Genomic DNA, 21,580 nt, shown 5'->3' on the forward strand with positions numbered 1-21,580 from the left:
GTATTTGGTTAAGCAATAATCCCTTTTACCAGCTTACCGGCCACGTCGGTGAGACGGTAGCGGCGTCCCTGGTGCTTGAAAACGAGTTTTTCATGGTCCAGCCCGAGCTGGTTGAGTATTGTCGCATGGAAATCATGCACGTGCACAGGATCTTTGACAACGTTATAGCCAAATTCATCGGTTTCGCCGTACACAATGCCGGGTTTCACGCCGCCGCCGGCCATCCACACGGTAAATGCCCTCGGATGGTGGTCGCGGCCGTAATTATCCTTGGTGAGGGTGCCCTGGCAGTAGTTGGTGCGCCCGAATTCTCCTCCCCAGATCACGAGCGTTTCGTCAAGCAGGCCGCGCTGTTTGAGGTCGGTTACCAATGCCGCCGACGCCTGGTCGACGTCCATGCATTGTCCCCGGATCTCGCTCGGCAGGCCGCCGTGGCTATCCCATCCCTGGTGGTACAACTGCACAAAACGCACGCCCTGCTCGGAGAGCTTCCGCGCCAGCAGACAGTTGGCCGCGTAGGTGCCCGGCACGAGGCATTCGGGGCCATACATTTTCACGATTGATTCCGGCTCCTTGCTCATATCGGTGATTTCCGGAACGGCGGTCTGCATACGGAAAGCCATTTCATATTGCTGCACTTTGGCCGTTATTTCCGGGTCGCCGAACTCATTATAGGTGCCCTGGTTGAGTTCCGAAAGTTTATCAAGCATTTTGCGGCGCTGGGCGCGGTCCATACCGTCGGGATCGTTGAGGTACAAAACCGGGTTTTCGCCGCTGCTGAACTGCACGCCCTGGTGCACGGAGTCCAGAAAGCCGTTGGTCCATAATTTGGAATACACCCCTTGCCCGTTGCCTTTCCCGCGCGAGAGCAGCACGCAAAAGCCGGGCAGGTTCTGGTTTTCGCTTCCCAGGCCGTAGCTGAGCCATGCGCCGAAACTCGGGCGGTTGCCTACCTGGGCGCCGGTTTGGAAGAAAGTCAGGGCCGGGTCGTGGTTGATCGCCTCCGTGTTGAGTGTTTTGATAATGCAAAGATCATCCACAATGCCGGCTGTGTGCGGGAGCAGCTCGCTCATCCACGCGCCGCTTTTGCCGTATTGTTTGAAATTGAATATCGAACCGGCCAGCGGGAATTTCGCCTGGTTGGCCGTCATGCCGGTGAGCCGCTGTGTTCCCCGAATGGATTCCGGAAGGTCTTCGCCGTGCATTTTGTTCAGCATAGGCTTGTAGTCAAACAAGTCGAGCTGCGATGGTGCGCCATTTTGAAAAAGATAGATCACCCGCTTAGCCTTGGGGGCAAAATGCGGCAGACCGGCCATGAGCCCTTCCATGTCAGCTTCTCCGCCACCTCCTTTGAACAGGTCGGGAATGAGCAGCGAACCCAGTGCGGCGCTGCCGAGGCCCAAACTTAGTTTCGATAAAAAATGCCTGCGGGTGGTGTTCATCCCGTAATCCAATATTGGCTTTTCCATGTTTTTTAGCTTTAAGCTGTAAACCTTAGGCTTTATGCTTTTGGTTTGATGTCTATCTGGGGCTTTAAGCGTTAGGCTTTAAGCTGTAAGCCTTAGGCTTTATGCTTTTGGTTTGATGTCTATCTGGGGGCTGTAAGCGTTAAGCCATATGCTTTTGATTTGTCTAAGCTTAAAGCCTATGGCCTATCGCTTACAGCCACATTAGCTCTTCGTTATCGTCTCTTCCATATTATACAGCGCGTTGATCACCCGCATCAGCGCGGCGGCCTGCGCCTGGTTTGCCTTCGGCTCGTGCGGATATTCGCCCACGTTCAGGACTTTCGCCGCAGTTTTTTTGTCTTTTGTAAATGCCGAAATCTCGTCGTTGTAGTAATCGGCAAGCAATTTCATTTCCTTATCGGTCGGTTGCCGGCACAGAATGCGCTGGAATGACTCCCGGATGCCCGCCTTCGGGTCGGCCGACTTCGTCACCAGCCGTTCCGCCATCACCCTTGACGCTTCCAGCACCGTGGGGTCATTCAGCATCACCAGCGCTTGCAGGGGCGTGTTCGTGCGGGAGCGTTTCACTTCGCAATGGTCGCGGTTGCTCGCGTCGAAAATGATCATCGAGGGCGGCGGGACGGTGAGCTTGATAAACGTGTACATGCCCCTGCGGTAGAGGGCGTCCTCCTTGTCCTGCTGGTAGGTGCGCAATGTGCCCCTACCCGATGTAGCCGCTTCCCAAAGTCCTTTTGGCTGGTATGGCTTCACACTCGGCCCGCCGATTTTGGGGTTGAGTAATCCGCTCGTGGAGAGCACCATATCCCGCACGAGCTCCGCCGGCAGCCGGTAGCGTGGCCCGCGGGACATATAAATATTTTCGGGATCGGCTTTCAGCTTTTCTTCGGTAACCCTGGCCGACTGCCGGTAAGTGGCGGACGTCACGATCTGCCGCACGAGCCTTTTCACATTCCAGCCGTGGTTCATGAAATCCACCGCGAGCCAGTCGAGCAATGCGGGATTCGTGGGCAGGTCGCCCTGCATCCCGAAATCCCCCGTGCTTTTAACAATACCCCTTCCGAAGAACTCCTGCCATATCTGGTTCACAAACACCCGCGCCGTGAGCGGATTGCTTTTGCTCGTAGTCCATTGGGCAAGCCCCAGGCGGTTTTGGGCGATTTTGGTAGTATCGAATTTCATTACCGCGGGCAATGCAGCTGCGGTAACCACGCGTCCGGGCGCGTCGTACACGCCCCTGTTCAGGATGTGCGTGGGCCTGAGCGTGTCGAGGTCGCCGAGGACGGATACCGAGAGCCGGCTCGTATCAGGCCGGTTGATGAATGGCAGCAATGTCCTCGCTTCCTCATCGGAGATCGTCATGATAGGGTTCTTCGCCGGTTTGGATTGGGAAACATCGCCTTCATAACCCGCTTCTTTGGAGTTGTTGAAGAACGCGAACAGCCGGTAATAGTCTTCCTGCGAAATGGGGTCGTATTTGTGATCGTGGCATTGGGCGCATTCCACGGTCAGGCCCAGCACGCCGGTGCTGAAAGTCTTGGTTTTGTCGATATTATATTCGATCCGGTATTCTTCCGGGATCACGCCGCCTTCCTCCGTGTATTTATGGTTCCTGAAAAATGCGGTTGCCAGAATCTGCTCCTTATTGGCATTCGGGAGCATGTCGCCTGCGATCTGCCAGGATAGGAACCGGTCGTAGGGCATGTTTTTGTTGAATGCATTGATCACCCAGTCCCGCCACGGCCACTGGGTCCGGTACTCATCGTCCTGGTAACCGTAGGAATCGGCATAGCGGGCGACGTCGAGCCAGTAAACCGCCATTTTCTCGCCGAAGGTTTTCTGCGAAAGCAGCTCGTCAACCACCTTTTCATAGGATTTATCGCTCTGATCGCCCGCGAATTTCTCCTGCATGGCCAGCGTAGGCGGCAACCCGGTGAGATCCAGGGCAACCCGTTTGAGCAAATGACTTTGCGTAGCTTCCTCGTTAGGCGCCAGTCCGGCCCCTTCCATCTTTTGCAGCACAAAACGGTCGATTTCGTTTTTCGGCCAGGCTTCGTCCGACACCTCCGGCAAAGCAGGCAGCACCGGCGCGGTGAATGCCCAATGCTTCTCATATTTGGCACCCTGCTCGATCCATTGGCGTACCAGCCCGATTTCGGATTCATTCAGCAGGCCCAGGTGCGACTCGGGCGTAGGCATTTGGTAGGACGGGTCCACCGAGGTGATCCGTTTATATACCTCCGACTCTTCCGGCTTGCCCGGCAGGATTGCGAACCCGTTGCCGTCTTTGAGCTTGGCATACGCGCTTTCGGCGACATCGAGCCGGAGGCCCGCCTCCCGCTTGTTGGCATCCGGCCCGTGGCATGCAAAGCATTTATCGGAAAGAATAGGCCGGATATCAAAATTATAACTGACCGACCCGCTGCCCGATTTCTGCTGCAAAGTGCCATTCTTCTGAAAGCAGGAAACCACGAGCAGCGCAACAGCACTGGCAAACGCCATTAAAAACAAAAACCGATTCTTCATCTATCAATCACTAAGTCCTGGACAAAAAACGCACGGATTTAACCCCTGTCATAAGCATGGATCATCCGTATGTATGTACAAACATATGGACATAATGCCATACATACAAGCGTTGCAGGAAAACAATGATTCGATGAAATAATGTAAATATTACAAGTAACCGCCCAAATCGCTACTCACGGACGCTTTCAACCGTGTAAACGAAGCTATCAGCCCGGTAATAACCCACGTTGAATTCGATGGGCCGCTCGCCCTGATCGTATACAAACCGTTTGCGGAAAAGAATGGGGCTGCCCGGCTCCACTTCGAGCTTGGAGGCGATGAACTTGTCGGCGGCGGTTGCGCTTACTTCTTCCTTTGAAAGCGTGGCCACAACCAGGTAATCTTTTTCGAGAATGTCGTAGAGCGGCCGTTTGAAATTCTCCTCGCCCGTTAAACCGATCCTGGGGTGGAAATAGGAAATGAAGTACACAAAAGGCCCTTCGACCTTGCCCCGGAGGCGTTCCAGTTTGAGCACCTTCTTGTCGCGGGGGATATCGAAAAAGTTGGCGATTTTTTCTTCCGGCGTAACCCAGGTCACATGCAGTTCGAAATTCTTGACGACGATCCCCCGCGCAGTCATTTCCTGCGTGAAGCTCTGCCAGTTTTTTGCTTTGGAACTGATTACCGGCTCGGCGACTTTGGTACCAATGCCTTTTTTGCGGATCAGCAATCCTTCGTAAACCAGCTTGTTGAGCGCCTGCCGCAAGGTTGACCGCGATATGGCGAGCTGTTTGGCGAGTTCAACTTCGTTCGGCAGGAACTTCCCGTTAAGATGCTCAGGCTCACTGATCATCGTGCGCAGCAGGTTTTCTGCCTGAATATGTAACGGAACCGGACTTTTGTGGTCAATGCTGAATTTCATAATCGAAGATAAAGTATCCGGTTGTAAAACTAGCAAATTCGGCTGCTCATTGGTAGCATAGGGCCCGGCCGGCGACCGTCACTCGATCACCAGCCACGTGTATCCTTCCGCCGGGATCTCCACTTTGTAATCGACTTCGTATTCGCGGTTTACCCGGAACGTCTGCGGGGCGCCTTCCTTCACGCGGATCTTGACGCTGTCGTGCCGGCCGGTGTAGTATACCGGCAGTTTGATCTGCCGCGTCATCGGTGCGGTAGTGGGGTTGTAGAGCATCACGAGCCCTTTTTCGCGCAGTTGCGGGCTTACGTGCATGATGCCGTCCCAGTCGCGCCCGTCGGCACGGCGCAGGTGAATGATGTCCGCATTGAGGATATCGCGGTATTTTTTATACCAGCCCACCACATTGCTTACCGTGCGCCTGGTTTGTTCCGTATCATAAAGTCTGGGGCCGCGGTAACAGGCCTGCACACCGGCCCCGTAGTATTGCATCATGAGTTGCTCATAGGCATCGAGGTGCTCAGATAGCGGTTCGAGCACCGCTTCCGGCCCGCCGCCCTGGTACTTCGTCAGCGGCACAAAACCCCACACCATCGAAGGCGTTTCGTTCCAGGTTGCGTCGTAAATGTTCTGCCGGTTCAGGATCTTCTGCTGCTCTCTGGACAGCGAAAAGTTCACCTCGCGGTAGCCCAGCGCAATCTTGTTCGTCCCGTCGAGAAAGTACCAGTCGGGCGCATTCACGTACACACCATTGGCAGCGCACCAGCGGTAAAGTTCTTTCTGCAATGCCATTTGCCGCCATTGCGAATCGGCCAGGCCTTCGTGGCCGGGATGGGATGTCGATGCGCACAGGTCGCCCGGGTAGGGCCCGTCGTTTTCAAAAATATCAAAGCATGTGTAGGACATGAATTTTTTCAGCCTGGCCAGATAGCCCAGGCCCCATTTGCTGCCCATGCAGGGGGCATTGCCGAAAAACGCGCCGCCCGGCTTGCCGGTTTTGGGGTTGATCACATCGTCTTCGTCGCTTATTTTGCGCGAGCTGAAAAGTGAGTAACTGCCGATCAGGACCTTTTTGCCGTGCGCATAGTCAGCCAGTTCTTTCCATTTGCGGAGATTGGCCGCGGTGGTGTCTTCCATGTTGCAATGGCTCCCGAAGCTCAGGATCAGCGCCTCGTAACCCGTGGCCGCGCATTGATCGATCGCCGTGCGGACCTGCTCGTCGTTTTGGCTCACCAAATGCATGAAAATCGGGTTAATGGTCGTCCACGGCGCAATGGTGCGGTACATTTTGCGGATCGCGAGGCCCTTCCGCTCGCGGTCGTAGCTGTCGGTCAGCAGTTCGTACGTCCGCACGGATTCCAGGTTCTCCCCAGCTTTCAGGCGCACGCCCATATCGACTTTGGGGTGCACTTCCAGCAAGCAGGGCGTCTGGTAATCGTAGTTGACCTGCGAGGTGTAGTGCTTGTCGGTTTTCCAGTGCGTCGCCTGATCGCTCAGCGAATAGCGCATGGCGTTGTTGAATGCATAATTGTTTTCAATGTACAAACCATTCGGTTTGGCCATTTCCTCCGGCTTGCCCACCACGGCGCTTTCTTCCTCCACCACAGCCAGGATCTCGTTCACAACCTGGTTGACCGTCCAGTCGGCATTGCTCCTGTTCTCAATCGTCACCCATTTGGAAATCAATGGAATACCATCAAAAATCGCATAATGCACGTACACATCCACACCGGCCAGCGCCGCAAGTCCCGAACGGAAACGGAGCGTGACCTCGCTTCCCGAGGCATCCTGCTTGTTGCCGGCCCACATGGCGGTTTTCCATTTCAGATAAGGCATTAACGGGCTGATTTTCAAATCGACAAAATGGAAAGCGCTGTCCGATACCTGCAAACCGTCGATCCACTGCGGGAGCAGATAGGCGTTTTCCTTCTGCCCGTACAGGCCGCCTACCGGGTAAGGCACGCCATTGAGCACCACGCTCGCCTCGGGCTTAACGGCCCTCAGCAGCTGTTGGCCGTTGGTGAGATTCTTGTATTCAATGCAGGCAAGGTCGGGTTTGACGCGGAACGTCCTTCTAACCAGGCCGTTGGATAGCACCAGGTCGCGGCCGTCCTTCGAGTAGGCGATCGTCGCCCGCGCGGATTCCGGCGCGATCAGCCAGTCGTTGGAAACGGAACGGGCATTCTGGCCGGTGGCGGCAAGACTGGTCAGGCAAAGCAGTAGGAAAAGGTATTTCATTCAGGAATGTTGGTCAAATGCAGGGTGATGGGTGCCAAGGCATTCTCCCGCACGATGGCGCGGGAGAATGCTTTCTTATTTAGATTTTAACCGCTTTGCCGGAAGCCACCGACTTGTAAATCGCCTCCACGACCCGGATGTCGCGCAGGCCTTCCTCCCCGGGAGCGATGAGATCGGTGTTGTTCATAATAGCCAGGCAATCCTCGTCCATTTGCTTGGCCTGTTGGCTTTTTATGGGGAAATTAATGATCGTCCCGTCCGACATGCTGCCTTTGTTGCCATTGTAAGCCGACTGCGGTTCCATTTTCAACCAGCCTTTTTCGTAATTCACCTGCAGGTAGTTCATATTGATCCCGAAGCTCGTCTGGCAGGCGGCGCGGGCGCCGCTCGGGAATTCGAGCATGAACATCATGGTTTCTTCCACTTCCTTGTAAATGTCGGGACGGGTGGTGGAAGCCTGCGCGATCACGCTCACCGGCTCCTCGCCTGTGGCCAGTCGCGCGCCCTGCAATGCATATACGCCCATATCGCCCATCACGCCGCCGCCGAGCGATTTTTTCTGCTTCCAGTGGTCGGTGCGGGCGTCGAAATACCCCGCGGCGCTGTTGATCATTTTTACTTTGCCAAACTTCTGGTCTTTGGCGACTTTCATATAGGCCTGGATATTCGGGTCGTGCTGGCACCGGTAGCCTATCGCCAGCTTCACTTTATTGCTCTTGCACGCGCTGATCATCGCCTCGCAGTCGGCCACGGACGGTGCCATAGGCTTTTCACAAAACACATGCTTGCCCGCTTTCGCCGCGCGCACCACAAACTCGCGGTGCATGGATGGCGGCAGCACCACGTACACGATGTCGATATCCGGGTTTTTCGCGATCTGGTCGAAATTCTGGTAGTTGTAAATGTTCTTTTCGGGGATGTTGTATTTGGTTTTCCAGGCCTCTGCCTTCGCGGGCGTTCCGGTGACGATGCCGGCCAGGTAACATTTCTCGGTTTGCTGGAGCGCCGGCGCCAGGAGGTCGGTGCTGTAATACCCCAGCCCTACCAGGGCGATGCCCAGCTTGTCTTTTTTAGGTGCGGTTGCGGCCAGCAGCGGGTTGCCCGAAAACAATGTGGCCGCTCCGGCCATTGATAATGTCGATAAAAACTCACGTCTTTCTATTTGCATAACCTGTTTGGATGAATGTTTTGAATGGATTCCCGATGGGTTGAACGATCAATATGATACCAAAAGCCCGGCACGCGGCGACTTTACCGGGTAGCTGATGCCCGGATGCCGCAAAGACATGCCCGCGCAACGAGTGAAACATATTTAAAAAATCATGAAACAAAATTGAAAACAGCCTAATGACATCAAAATACAAAACCCTGATAATCAATACATATAGCCATATTTTCTCCTGATTTTAAAATTAAAAACATTTGATACGCATTCTAAAACAGTTTGCCCGGAGAGCCGGTAGCTTCGTCAGAAATTAATTCCAAAATCATGACAAGCAAAAAGGTAATCTTCTGGGCATTCACAGTCGCGCTGGGCGGTTTTTTATTCGGGTTTGACACGGCGGTGATCTCCGGTGCCGAAAAATCGATCCAGCAACTGTGGGGCCTCACTACGGTACAACACGGGTTCACGGTATCCATCGCATTAATAGGCACCGTGCTCGGCTCGCTCACCGGCGCGATCCCTTCCGAGCGCTACGGCCGCAAGTATACGCTGTTTGCCATTGCCATCCTCTATTTGCTTTCATCCATCGGCTCCGCACTCGCTTCCGACTGGGTTTCGTTCCTGATCTTCCGTTTCCTGGGCGGCATCGGTGTGGGTATTTCGTCGGTTACCGCGCCGCTGTACATTTCAGAGATTTCTCCGGCCAATTCCCGCGGGCGGCTCGTGGCGATGTTCCAGTTCAATGTTGTGCTGGGCATTCTCGTCGCTTACCTTTCCAATTTCCTGCTCGTGGGCATGGGCGATAACGACTGGCGGTGGATGCTGGGCGTGCAGGCATTCCCCTCCCTGCTCTTCCTGGTAGCCGTCCTTTTCGTACCCGAAAGCCCGCGGTGGCTGATCGTGAAACGCGGCCGCGTGGACGAAGCACGGCGGATACTGGCCGTCGCCAATGGCGGGTTGGACGTGAGCGGCATTGTGGCCGACATTCAAAACTCGGCAAATGCAGGTAAGGTGAGCGGCAGCAGCATTTCCATTTTTTCCTCCCAATATAAATTACCTGTGCTGCTGGCATTGCTGTTCGCGTTTTTCAACCAGGTGTCGGGCATTAATGCGATCATTTACTACGCGCCCCGGATTTTTGAAATGGCCGGTTTGGGCAAAAGCTCTGCATTGCTGTCGTCGGCGGGCGTGGGTTTGGTCAATTTCTGCTTCACGTTTATCGCCATCAACCTTATCGACCGTTTCGGCCGCCGCACGCTGATGTTCATCGGCTCGTTCGGGCTCATTGCCACGCTCGGGCTGGTGGCGCAGGCGTTTTACAGCGGTAACCTCGGCGGCTACGCGGTGCCGGTGTACCTGTTCATTTACATCGCCTTCTTCGCATTGTCGCAGGGCGCGGTGATATGGGTATTTATTTCAGAGATTTTCCCCAACCAGGTGCGCGCTGCGGGGCAGTCGATGGGCAGCTTCATGCACTGGTTGCTGGCGGCGGTGATCGCATTCACATTCCCCTACATCGCCGAAACGCTGGGCGGCGGCAACACCTTTATGATCTTCTGCGGAATGATGGTCCTCCAACTGGTTTTCGTATGGAAACTCATGCCCGAAACCAAGGGAACTTCGCTCGAACAAATTGAAAAAACATTGATTCTCCACTAATTCAACGCAAACGATATGACACCAAAACTGACGGTTTTCGGAGAAGTACTTTGGGACGTGCTGCCCGACGCGCGCCTGGCCGGCGGGGCCACCATGAACGTCGCCGCACATTTGCAGCGCTACGGCATGGACGTCGCGTTCATCAGCCGCGTGGGCCACGACGAGCTCGGCGCCGGGCTGCTCGCATTCATGGCGCAGCAGGGCCTGGACACGCAATGGGTGCAAACCGGCGAAACGCACCTGACCGGTATTGCCAAAGCCAACGTGTCCGATAGCAATGAGGTGACCTACAAAATCCTGCATCCCGTGGCCTGGGACTATATTCAGTTCGATGCCGCTGCCGCCGGGAAGGTGGCCATCAGCGACTTTCTCGTGTACGGCACCCTCGCCGCCCGCGACCGCACCTCGCGCGACACGCTGCTGCGCTACCTGGCGCACACTGGCGCCGGCAATGCGCCCGTAAGGGTATTCGACGTAAACCTGCGCCCTCCGCACTACACACCCGAGCATGTGCTCGAACTGCTCGGCTTCGCACAAATCGTTAAAATGAACGAGCACGAGCTTCGTGAAGTGACGGGCTGGCTTACGACATTTGAAAACGAAAAACAGGCGATGGCGTTTATCGTCGACCGTTTCAGGCTCCAAATGCTCGTACTCACCTGCGGGGCCGAGGGCGCGATGGTGCTCACGAGCCATGGCGATTACCACCGGCATGGCGGCTTTGCCGTGGAAGTGGCCGATACCATCGGCAGCGGGGACGCGTTCCTGGGCGCATTCCTGTACCAGATCGCCACCGGCCATGCCCTACCCGATTCCCTGGAATTTGCCTGTGCCGCCGGTGCGTTCGTGGCCGGCAAGCCGGGCGCACTGCCGCCGTTCGGAGAGCAGGACGTCCGGAAATTCGTACACGCGCAGCAAGCGGCTGTTCACTGATTTTCTTCCAACTCACCCTTTTTAATCAATACCCTTATGCAAAAAGTTTTACTGCTGGTAGCCCTCGCGGTTGCCTGCGTGGTGAACCTGCCCGGCCACGCGCAAAACAGGGCGCAAGTCAGGGGCGTCGTCAAAAGTACCGACGGCGAGCCGCTTCCCGGTGTGAATGTCCTCGAAAAAGGAACCTCGAATGGCGCTGTCACAGACGTTTCGGGCGCTTACAGCATTACGCCCGGCGCTGCCGCGAATGCGACTTTGGTATTTTCCTACATTGGCATGCAAACGAAGGAAGTAGCAGTGGGCAACCAGACGGTCATTGACATTACCCTCGACTACGACCAGAAAAGCCTCAACGAAGTAGTGGTAGTGGGTTATACTTCTTCCAAAAAAGAGGACCTCACGGGCGCCATCGCCGTGGTGGACATGGCGCCTTTGAAAAACATCAGCTCCGGTAACCCGATGCAGGCCTTGCAGGGCCGCGTGCCGGGTTTGTACATTGAAAAAACCGGCTCGCCCAATGGTACCAACTCCCGCATCCTGATCCGCGGGGCCAACACACTGGGCAATACCGATCCGCTTTACATCATCGACGGTGTGCCCACAAAACGCCCGGAGGTTTTCCAGGGGCTGAACCCGAATTCAATTGAGTCGATTCAGGTGTTGAAAGATGCTTCGGCATCGTCTATTTACGGTTCGCGGGCCTCCAACGGGGTGATTATTATCACAACTAAAAACGGCTCGAACACGAATGGAAAGATCAATATCGATTTCAACACCAGCATTTCGGCACAATCGGAGAAGTATGCGCGGTTTAAAATGCTGAATGCGGTGGATCGAGGCCGGGCATTGTGGCGGGCGTCGGTGAACGACGGCGTAAACCCCGAGGACGGCTACGGAGCGTTGTATCAGTTCGACTGGAACAAGGATTTCAGCAACCCGATCCTGAACGGCGTGAAAGTACAACCGCTCGTGGGCGGCGACGCCAATATGCCCGCCGGCGACACCGACTGGCAGAAGGAAATGTACAAAACAGGCATTGTAACCAATAACGAGCTCACAATATCGGGCGGCAATGGCACCTCTTCCCTGCAAATCAACCTGGGCTATTACAAAAACACAGGCATGCTGCGCTACACCGACTACGACAAATTCAGCGGGCGCATCAACGGGCTCACCAGCGCATTCGACGGCAAGCTGAAAATCGGGGCGAATATGCAGATCGCCTCGTCGAACGAAACGCTCGCTTCCACCGACATCGGCGGCGCGGCCACGCCCGGCCTGGCGGTTACCCTCGCGCCCACCATTCCGGTGTATGCCAAAGACGGTTCGTGGGGCGGCGCCATCGGCTCGGGCTACTCCGACCGAAACAACCCGCTGCACATGCAGGAGATCAACAAATGGGACAATGCACACCGGCTTACGCTGTTCGGGAATGTGTTTGTGGAAATTCAGCCTCTCAAAAATTTCTTCCTCAAAACCAGCCTGGGCGCCGACAATGCGGCTTTCCGGTTCAAAAACATCGAACAATCCTTTGAAGAAGGCTCATTCGGCCGTCCCAACAACAGCCTGACGATCGATCAGAACCGCTACCTGAGCATTACCTGGTCGAACACCGCCCGCTATAACCTCGATTTGGGCAGCCACCATTTCAAATTCCTGGCGGGGATCGAGGCCATTAAAAACGATTCCGATTTTGAAATAGCCCGCAAAGAAGGCTTCGCCGTGCAAACGAAGGATTATTTCGTTCTCAATGCAGGCACGGGCAATACCAACGTAACCGGCACAGGCTCGGGCAGCAGGCTGCTTTCGCAATTCGCCCGCATCGACTACGGCTTTTCGGACCGTTACCTGGCGGCCGTTACCATTCGCCGCGACGGTTCCTCGCGTTTCGGGTCGGAGAATGCCTACGGGATTTTCCCGGCGGCATCGGTGGGCTGGCGCATTGATAAGGAGCAGTTTTTCAAAGGTGTGACCAAAATCAGCAATCTGAAACTACGCGCCGGCGTCGGCAGGGTTGGTAACCAGGAGATCGGCGACCTCGCGCGGTTCGGGTTGTACGATACACGTTACGGCGCGCGGCAATCGCAATTCCCGAATGGGCATAACAGCTTTTTCGACCAGTTTTACAACATTGGCACCGCCTACGACCTCAATGGCGCCAACACCGGCAACCTGCCTTCCGGCTTCGTGTCCATCCAGGGTGCCAATCCGAACCTGAAATGGGAAACCACCGATGAGGCCAACTTCGGGCTCGATTTCGGGCTTTTCGAGGGGATGATCCAGGGCTCGTTCGACTATTTTACCCGCAAAACCAGCGACATTCTCATTACACCGCCGGTAGCCTCTGCGGTAGGCGAAGGACAGCTGCGCGTACTCAATGGCGCGGCCAAGTCCAACAAGGGTTTTGAGTTTTCAGCCGGCTACTATGCCCGTCCGAAAGGTGATTTTACCTACAATATCATGGCCGGCGTGAGCCGCTTCCGTGACAGGATCACCGAGCTGCCCGAAGAAGTGCGCGCCGCTTATCCCGGCAACGCGGTCCAGACGATCCTCGGTCACTCCCAGTTCGATTTGTTCGGGTATAAAACCGATGGCCTTTTCCAAAATCAGGCCGAAGTGGACGCCGCTCCCGCACAGGTGGGCGCCGGCCCGGGACGCATCCGCTATGTGGATACCAACGGGGATAAGCGCATCGACGACCTCGACCGCGTGTTTTTCGGCACTACATTGCCTGCATTCGAATACAATGTGAAAGTGGAAGCATTTTACAAGTCGTTCGACCTGGCCGTTTTCGGGTCGGGGATCGCCGGGCGCAAGGGTTTCGACATTTATACTTTTTACAACAATTTCGTCCGCGGCCGCGAAAATGTAGGCCCGGGTGTGTTCGATGCCTGGTCGCCGACGAATACCGGCTCCAAAATCCCCGCATTGTCGCTGTCCGACGCGAACAACGAGACGCGGTCTTCGGATTATTTCAATGTCAATACTTCCTATTTCAAACTGCGCAACGTTCAGCTCGGCTATGCGCTCCCTTCCGAGCTGGTCCAGAAGATCAAACTGCAACGTGTGCGGATGTACCTGATGGCCGAAAACCTGTTCCTGATCAAATCCAAGCAGTTTAGCGGCCCCGATCCCGAGCGGACGGACATTAACGCCATCCCCATTCCGAGGACATTCACTTTTGGTTTGAACATTTCTTTCTAACCCGTAAACGCGCATTGAATATGAAACGCAAATATATTTTCGGTCTGATGGTCAGCGGGACGATGCTGATCGGGACTTCCTGCAACGACTTCCTAGATTACCAGCCGGAAGGGCTGCTGTCGTCGGAAAATATCAAATCCGCCTCGGCGGCCGAATCGCTGGTTACCGCGGCCTATGCGGGCATCGGCAACGACGAAATGATCGGCCCGATGACCAGCATGTGGGTGTACGGCAGCGTACGGTCCGACGACGCCTACAAGGGTGGCGGCGGCGTGTCGGACGTTGCGGAAGTGGATTTTTACGAGCATTACAACCTCACCCGGCCTGACTTCGGGATGATGCACCCATACACCTGGGAGAATTTCTATAAAGCGATTTCCCGTGCCAATGCGGCGCTCAACAGCCTCAACGGGATTACCGAGGCCGAGTTCCCGCTGCGCACCACGCGCATGGCCGAAATGCGATTTCTGCGCGGGCATTCGCATTTTATGCTCAAAATGCTTTTTAAAAACATCCCCTATATCGATGAGAAGCTATCGAGCGACGACATTCTGAAAGAGTCCAACGTCCGGTATAACCATGACGAGCTTTGGAATAAAATCGGGGAAGATTTTCAGTTTGCCGTCGATAACCTTCCGCAGAAACAGGCGCAGGTCGGGCGCGCGAACAAGCTGTCGGCAGCGGCTTACCTGGCCAAATTGCGCCTTTTCCAGGCTTACGAGCAGGATGCGAACCATCAAGTAACGGGCATTAACAAAAACCGTTTGCAGGAAGTAGTGACGCTCACGCAGCAGGTGATCGCCTCGGGCCAATACAGCCTCCAACCCGATTTTGCGGAGAACTTCATTGCCGAAACCGAGAACGGCCCTGAATCCATTTTCGCCATTCAGTACTCGATCAATGACGGCACGGCTGCCGGCCGCCTCAGCTACGTGACCGGCCTCAACTACCCGCACGGCGCGCCGCAATACGGCTGCTGCGGATTCCACCAGCCGAGCCAGAACCTCGCCAATGCCTACCGCACGGACGCGAACGGTCTGCCGCTTTTCGAGACATTCAATGATAAAAACGTAGATTTCGCGAATGAAACCGTCGACCCGCGCGTGGACCACACCATCGGCATTGATGGCCACCCTTACAAATACGACGCCACGAAGCCATTCAGCAACGCCTGGGTGCGCGATCCGGGCGTGTACGGATTTTTCCACACCATGAAAGAGCAGCAACTGGCCACCAGCCCGTCGTACCATAAAGAAGGGCCATTTATCGGCAGTTCCAAAAACATCGACATTATCCGCTACGACGATGTGCTGCTGATGCAGGCCGAGGCTTACATCGAGCTGGGACAGCAGGCATTGGCATTGCCGCTCATCAATCAGGTCCGCAGGCGCGCCGCGGCCAGCACCGGGCGGTTGAAAAAGACGGATGGCAGCTTTGCTTCGAAATACAATATCAAGGAATATGCCGCTTCCGGCTGGACGCAGGATTATGCGCGGAAAGCATTGCGCTGGGAAAGAAGGCTTGAATTCGCGACGGAAAGCCCGCGCTTTTTCGACCTTGTGCGCTGGGGTGTCGCAGCGGAAACTTTGAATGCGTATCTTGAAAAAGAAAAAGTAAGAAGGCCGTTCCTGGCAACTGCGAAATTCACTGCGGGAAGGGATGAGTACCTGCCCATTCCGCAGCGGGAGATCAGCTTTACGAAAGGGCTTTATGTTCAGAATCCGGGTTATTAATATGTCAGCCTGAACGAATCGGCCCGCTCAGGTTTACCGGTCCGCTGACAACTAAAACATGATCGACAAATTCATAAATATGAAAAAACTAACAATACTGGCGGCGTTACTAACCACGAACTTCGCCCACGCGCAGGAAACCCCCGAAAAGTACCGTCCGCAGTTCCACTTCTCGCCCAAAGCGAACTGGATGAACGACCCGAACGGGATGGTGTTCCATAACGGCACCTACCATTTGTTTTACCAGTATTATCCCGATGCCAAAGTGTGGGGCCCGATGCACTGGGGCCACGCTACGAGCAAGGATATGCTGCATTGGAAAGAGCAGACGATTGCACTATACCCGGACAGCCTCGGCTACATTTTCTCGGGAAGCGCCGTGGTGGATGTCAACAACACTTCCGGCTTCGGGAAAGACGGGAAGGCGCCGCTGGTGGCCATATTTACACACCATAACCCGGTGATTGAAAAGCAAAAAACCGGCCTCCACGAATACCAGAGCATTGCATACAGCCTCGACGACGGTAAGTCCTGGACGAAATACAGCGGCAACCCGGTACTTCCGAATCCGGGCATTACCGACTTCCGCGACCCGAAAGTGTGCTGGTACGAACCGCAAAAGAAATGGGTGATGACCCTCGCTACCAAAGACCGCATTACGTTCTACTCCTCGCCCGACCTCAAAAAATGGTCGAAGGAAAGCGAGTTTGGCGCCAACGCCGGCGCGCACGGGGGCGTGTGGGAATGCCCCGACTTGTTCCCGCTCATGCACGAAGGCAAGCAGGTGTGGGTGCTGATTGTGAATATCAACCCCGGCGGCCCGAATAAAGGCTCGGCCGGGCAGTATTTCCTCGGCGATTTCGACGGCAAAACATTTACGGCGAATTCCAGCAAAACCAAATGGCTTGACTGGGGCACCGATAATTATGCCGCCGTTACGTTTTCTAACACCGGCAACCGCAGGCTCCTCATGGGCTGGATGAGCAACTGGCAATATGCAAACCAGGTGCCTACCGACCCGTGGCGCAGTGCCAACACCATTTCCCGCGAGCTCGCGCTCACGGCCGTGGACAAGGAACTGTACCTTACGTCCGTACCGGCACGTGAACTGGACGCCATTGAGGAAGGGGGTTATTCCAAACAAAATATGGCCGCGAAAGCACCGGTGAACCTGGCCCCTAAAAGCGGCAACCCCTCGGGGCTTTTCCGGCTGGATTTTGAGACCGCCTCGGTGGCCGATTTTGAACTTGTACTGTCCAATAAGGCCGGTAATGAGCTGCTGATTGGCTACGACCAGGCAAGCAACCAATATTATATCGATCGGTCGAAGTCGGGCAAGACGGATTTTGAAGCGGGATTTGCACAAAAACACTTTGCCCCGAGGTTATCCAAAAACGGCAAGATCGACTTCACGCTTGTGGCAGATGTGGCATCGGTTGAGGTTTTCGCCGACGGCGGGCTCACGGTGATGACGGACATCTTCTTCCCCGAAACTCCGCTTTCCGAGTTGAGTATCAAGTCGGTGAAAGGCATTCAGGTGAAGGATTTACAGTATAGTACCCTAAAACCCTCGATGGAATAGCCGACGACCGGGGACCGCTCCCCGGCCGCGTTTAATTGTATTATATTTGAAAAATGAGACTTGCGCTGATCGCTTTGCTGTTGCTCACGCTGTTTGCAGGCTGTGCCGGGAAACAGGAGGACGCGTATGTGATCGGCTTTTCGCAATGCACCGGCGACGATGAATGGCGGCGGGCCATGCTCGACGGTATGCAACGCGAACTCGCATTCCACAATAATACGAAACTGATTTTCAGGGACGCCCACGCGAACAGCGCTGTCCAGGTGAAGCAGATCGAAGAATTGCTGCGAAACGGCATTCACCTGCTGATCGTCTCGCCGAACGAGTCGGACCCGCTCACACCGGTGATCGAAAAGGCTTATAAGCAGGGCGTTCCCGTAGTGGTGGTCGACCGGCGCACATCCTCACCCTATTACACGGCATATGTGGGCGGCGACAACTACCAGGTAGGCAAAACCGTGGGCGAATACGCGGCCGCGCTGCTGGGCGGCAACGGCAAGATGATCGAGATTACCGGCCTGCCCCGCTCCTCGCCTGCCTCCGACCGCCACCGCGGCCTTGTGGACGCCCTCGCAACCCGCCCGAGCATCCGCCGCGTAGCCACGCTGAACGGCCAGTGGCAGAAGGACATTGCCAAAAGCGAACTGCGAAAAGTCCTGCCCCGCTTCCCCGATCTCGACCTGATATTCGCCCAGAACGAGGTGATGGCAATGGGTGCCCGCGAGGTTTGCAACGATATTTTTCCCGACCGCAAGATCCGCGTGATCGGCGTCGACGGGCTGCCCGGGCAATTCGGCGATATTCAAATGGTGTACGACGGCCACATTACCGCCACGGCCCTTTACCCCACGGGCGGCGAGGAAGCGGCGCGCGTGGCGATGAATATCCTTCAAAAACAACCCTACCAAAAAGAAAACCTGCTGCAAACGGCCATTATCGACTCGTCCAACGTGCGGATGATCAAGATGCAGACGGACAAGATGATTTCGCAGCAAAACGATATCGAGCGGCAGCAGGCGCGGATTGACGAACAGCTGGAAATTTACCAAACCCAGCGCGGCCTGTTATACGTGATGACGGGCCTGTTTATCGTGTCGATCATCCTCGGCTCGGTTGCATTGTATTCGCTGATCGAGAACAAGAAGATCAACCGCGAGCTGAATTCCAAAAATGAAGAAATCGTTGTCCAGCGCAATCGCATTCAGGATATTGCGGAGAAGGCGCAGGAAGCGACCGAGTCGAAATTCAGGTTTTTTACAAACATTTCCCACGAATTCAGGACGCCCCTCACGCTGATCCTCGGGCCGGTGGAAGAGCTGCTGCGACAAAAGAACGAGTCTCCGGCTGTGCGGAAAAACCTTTCGCTGGTTCAGAAAAATGCTACGCGGCTGCTATGGCTGGTCAATCAGCTCATGGATTTCCGCAAGATCGAAAGCGGCAAGATCCGCTTGCAGGTTTCGGGCAACGATATGGTGGCGTTTGTGCGCGAGCTCATGTTGCCGTTCGATCAGGTTGCACGCAAGCGCCGCATTGATTTCCGCCTCGTTACCGCCTTGCCCGCGCTGGAAGTGTGGTTCGACCGCGATATGATGGATAAGGTGTTTTTCAACCTGCTTTCCAATGCATTCAAATTCACGCCCGACTGGGGCCGCATTTACATTCATATTTCGCAAGCGGGGGAAAATGTCGTCGTCAGCGTGCAGGACAATGGCTCGGGGCTGAGCGATGCGGACATGGCCGGGGCTTTTGAGATGTTTTACCAGGGAAAAAACTCCACCAAAGGCACCGGACTGGGCCTGCCGCTCTCGCGCGAGTTTGTAGAACTGCACCAGGGAACGATCGCCGCAGACGGCAAAAAGGGCGAGGGCGCCATTTTCACGGTAACATTGCCGCTAGGCCAGGCGCATTTCCAGCCGGAAGACCTGGCCGACGCCGCCACCATCACTTCGGCATTCGGCCGGACCGCCGTGCAAAACGAACCGGAGCCCCAGCCTGCCCAGCCGCTCCCTGCCGACCTGCCCTCGGTGCTGCTGATCGAGGATAATGAAGATCTGCTCGGATTCGTCAACGCGCTTTTGCAGGACCAATACCAGGTTTCCACCGCTACCGACGGCCGCGCCGGGCTCGACCAATGCTTCGAAACCGTGCCCGACCTGGTGGTATGCGACGTGATGCTCCCCGGCATGGATGGCCTCGAAATCACCGCTGCACTGAAATCGGATTTGCGGACGTCGCACATCCCGGTGATCCTGCTTACCGCCAAAAACACGCCCGAACAGCAGGTGGAAGGCATGCAGGCGCGCGCGGATATGTACATCACGAAGCCGTTCAGCCCGCAGTTTTTGCAGGAAAGCATCGCCAGCCTGCTCGCCAACAGGCAATTGCTCCGGAACACGCATTTCGGTCCGGGCGTGGCAGAGGCCGAAGCTGGCCTCTCGCGGCTTGATAAAAAATTCGTGAATGAGCTCCGCGCGCTGATCATTGCGCGGCTGGACGATCCTGCATTGACGGTGGAATCGCTCGGGAAAGCGCTGGGGCTATCGCGCGTGCAGCTGTTCCGCAAAACGAAGGCGCTGCTCGGCGGCGGTACCAACGAGCTCATTCTGAACCTCCGGCTCGAAAAAGCCTGCACATTGCTCCGCAATCCCGACCTGACCATGGCGGAAATCGCCGATCAGACCGGGTTTACTTCTCAAAGCTATTTTTCCACTGTTTTTAAAACCCATTTCGGTGTGTCGCCGAAAGACTGGCGGATGGTCAGAAGCTAGCGGTACGGCGCGAGCGGCTATTTTACCTCAATGCGCGACCAGTACGGCTTCGTCTTGCCACCGTCCGGGAAGGTGGCGGTTACTGTGTAAAGGCCGGGCGGCAGGTCGTTGGGCACCTTGTATTTACCAAAACCAATGTAAACGCCCGCAATGCCCCACGAATAGACGCCCAGCTCGGGGCTGATGTCCACCGTTTTGGCGGCCGATGCGAAAGTCAACCGCGGCAGCCGGGCTACATTAAAATCCGAATCCCGCATACCGTAATAAATCGGGTATGGTTTGGCATTGAATTGCTCGCCGCGGTTCAAAACGGGCCGGTTGGTATTGCGCTCGACAGCGCCCGCGGGATTACCTTTCCAAATCGTTTCGATGGCCTGCAAGTTGCCGGTTGCAATGCTGATACTTCCGTTTCCAATTAATCTATCGTTTTCATAAACCGACACTAGATAGCTGCCTTCGGAAAGCGTTGCGGGAATTTTATCGACCCTCAACCAATTGGAATCGCGCACGGCAACCTGCGCCGTCACCGGTCGCGCCATGTCGTCATTGGAAAAAGTCAGTTTGTATTTGGCCTCCGGCAAAAAATAGCCGCCGGAAATATTAATCGTATCGCTCGTTTTGAAGTCGTATTTGTAAGAAGGCTGGAAGAAAATATTGGGTAATCCGCGAATGAATTTTATTCCTTCAAAAATAACGGGGTTATGATTGAACAGTTTGAGTTCTAATGTAAACAGGTCGTCGGAAACGAAATTACTTGCGCCGATAAAGCCAATCGTTGTTTCGAAATCACCGATTTCCGCTTCGGTCGAAAAGCCGGTTTTTTTATTGGTAAACTTCGCCGTAATGCCGCCCCATTGCCCGGGCGCGCGCGGTATGCTGCCTGTGCGGGCAGAAAAGCGGGCCGGAATTTTCACGCCCCAGGAATTGAAAGTGATCTCTTTTTGAAGGAGTTCTATCGTCGGCGTGCCTGTAAAATTGAAATACACATGAGCAAGAAAATCATTTTTACCGGCCTTATCGATCAGCCGCAATGGCAGCGGGCCCGTGGCGCTGTATTTATAATGGATTACCGATTCGGGCGATTTTTCTCCAAGACTATCCAGCAAAAAAATGTCACGCTGCAACGTTAACTTCACCTCCGCCTCTTCGTCATTAAATTGATCCGGCAAACTCACCATAAAGCTTTTGTTCAGCGAATCGTATTCAATTTTCGCAGCGCCCGTCACATCCAGCTTTTGCAAAAAATCTTTCACCGTCAGCACTTCCGTTGGCCCGGGCTCGGGTTTCGGCGCGAATTCGACTAAATCTTTATCCTTTTTACAGGCCAGCAAAAGCGCGAATAGAAAAATTAAAATGTAGCTGTTTGTTTTCATGACTTATAGAGCGGTTTGTTACGGGCGTACTT

Annotated in this window: 12 protein-coding genes; 6 read left to right on the forward strand and 6 right to left on the reverse strand. The window is 55.1% G+C overall.

The genetic code is table 11. The features are described 5' to 3' along the window. Nucleotides 1-8: 8 nt before the first annotated feature. The 5 genes from DFER_RS07860 to DFER_RS07880 form a co-directional block, all read right to left on the reverse strand. Nucleotides 9-1,469 (reverse strand): DUF1501 domain-containing protein, encoded by a 1,461-nt coding sequence (locus DFER_RS07860; RefSeq protein ID WP_015811091.1) that lies wholly within the window; start codon nucleotides 1,467-1,469, stop codon nucleotides 9-11. A 201-nt stretch (nucleotides 1,470-1,670) separates the two neighbouring features. Then, a complete protein-coding gene (locus DFER_RS07865; RefSeq protein ID WP_015811092.1) occupies nucleotides 1,671-3,968 on the reverse strand; it encodes a PSD1 and planctomycete cytochrome C domain-containing protein in 2,298 nt (765 codons plus the stop codon). Nucleotides 3,969-4,164: 196 nt separating this feature from the next. Continuing rightward, nucleotides 4,165-4,896, reverse strand: a complete 732-nt coding sequence (locus DFER_RS07870) for a GntR family transcriptional regulator (RefSeq protein ID WP_015811093.1) — start codon at nucleotides 4,894-4,896, stop codon at nucleotides 4,165-4,167. Between the two features lie 78 nt (nucleotides 4,897-4,974). Further along, on the reverse strand, nucleotides 4,975-7,131 hold the full coding sequence (locus DFER_RS07875; protein ID WP_015811094.1) for a hypothetical protein: 2,157 nt from the start codon (nucleotides 7,129-7,131) through the stop codon (nucleotides 4,975-4,977). 79 nt (nucleotides 7,132-7,210) lie between these two features. Beyond that, nucleotides 7,211-8,299: a Gfo/Idh/MocA family protein gene (locus DFER_RS07880; RefSeq protein ID WP_041734818.1), complete on the reverse strand. Its 1,089-nt coding sequence runs from the start codon at nucleotides 8,297-8,299 to the stop codon at nucleotides 7,211-7,213. Nucleotides 8,300-8,620: 321 nt separating this feature from the next. Between DFER_RS07880 and DFER_RS07885 the strand changes: the two genes are divergently transcribed. From DFER_RS07885 to DFER_RS07910, 6 genes are all read left to right on the forward strand, one after another. Continuing rightward, nucleotides 8,621-9,955, forward strand: a complete 1,335-nt coding sequence (locus tag DFER_RS07885; RefSeq protein ID WP_015811096.1) for a sugar porter family MFS transporter — start codon at nucleotides 8,621-8,623, stop codon at nucleotides 9,953-9,955. 15 nt (nucleotides 9,956-9,970) lie between these two features. Continuing rightward, a complete protein-coding gene (locus tag DFER_RS07890; RefSeq protein ID WP_015811097.1) occupies nucleotides 9,971-10,888 on the forward strand; it encodes a carbohydrate kinase family protein in 918 nt (305 codons plus the stop codon). Between the two features lie 36 nt (nucleotides 10,889-10,924). Then, the gene (locus tag DFER_RS07895; protein WP_015811098.1) at nucleotides 10,925-14,092 is read left to right on the forward strand and encodes a SusC/RagA family TonB-linked outer membrane protein; all 3,168 of its coding nucleotides are present in this window, start codon (nucleotides 10,925-10,927) and stop codon (nucleotides 14,090-14,092) included. A 20-nt stretch (nucleotides 14,093-14,112) separates the two neighbouring features. Continuing rightward, complete coding sequence (locus DFER_RS07900) at nucleotides 14,113-15,825, forward strand: RagB/SusD family nutrient uptake outer membrane protein (protein ID WP_015811099.1); 1,713 nt, start codon at nucleotides 14,113-14,115, stop codon at nucleotides 15,823-15,825. Between the two features lie 79 nt (nucleotides 15,826-15,904). After that, a complete protein-coding gene (locus DFER_RS07905) occupies nucleotides 15,905-17,407 on the forward strand; it encodes a glycoside hydrolase family 32 protein (RefSeq protein WP_041736111.1) in 1,503 nt (500 codons plus the stop codon). 53 nt (nucleotides 17,408-17,460) lie between these two features. Next, complete coding sequence (locus tag DFER_RS07910; protein ID WP_015811101.1) at nucleotides 17,461-20,175, forward strand: substrate-binding domain-containing protein; 2,715 nt, start codon at nucleotides 17,461-17,463, stop codon at nucleotides 20,173-20,175. A 17-nt stretch (nucleotides 20,176-20,192) separates the two neighbouring features. On the opposite strand, the gene DFER_RS07915 is transcribed toward DFER_RS07910, so the two are convergent. After that, nucleotides 20,193-21,548: a hypothetical protein gene (locus DFER_RS07915; protein ID WP_015811102.1), complete on the reverse strand. Its 1,356-nt coding sequence runs from the start codon at nucleotides 21,546-21,548 to the stop codon at nucleotides 20,193-20,195. Nucleotides 21,549-21,580: the final 32 nt, after the last annotated feature.

The sequence above is a fragment of the Dyadobacter fermentans DSM 18053 genome, from assembly GCF_000023125.1.
In the GTDB taxonomy this organism is placed as follows: Bacteria; Bacteroidota; Bacteroidia; order Cytophagales; family Spirosomataceae; genus Dyadobacter; species Dyadobacter fermentans.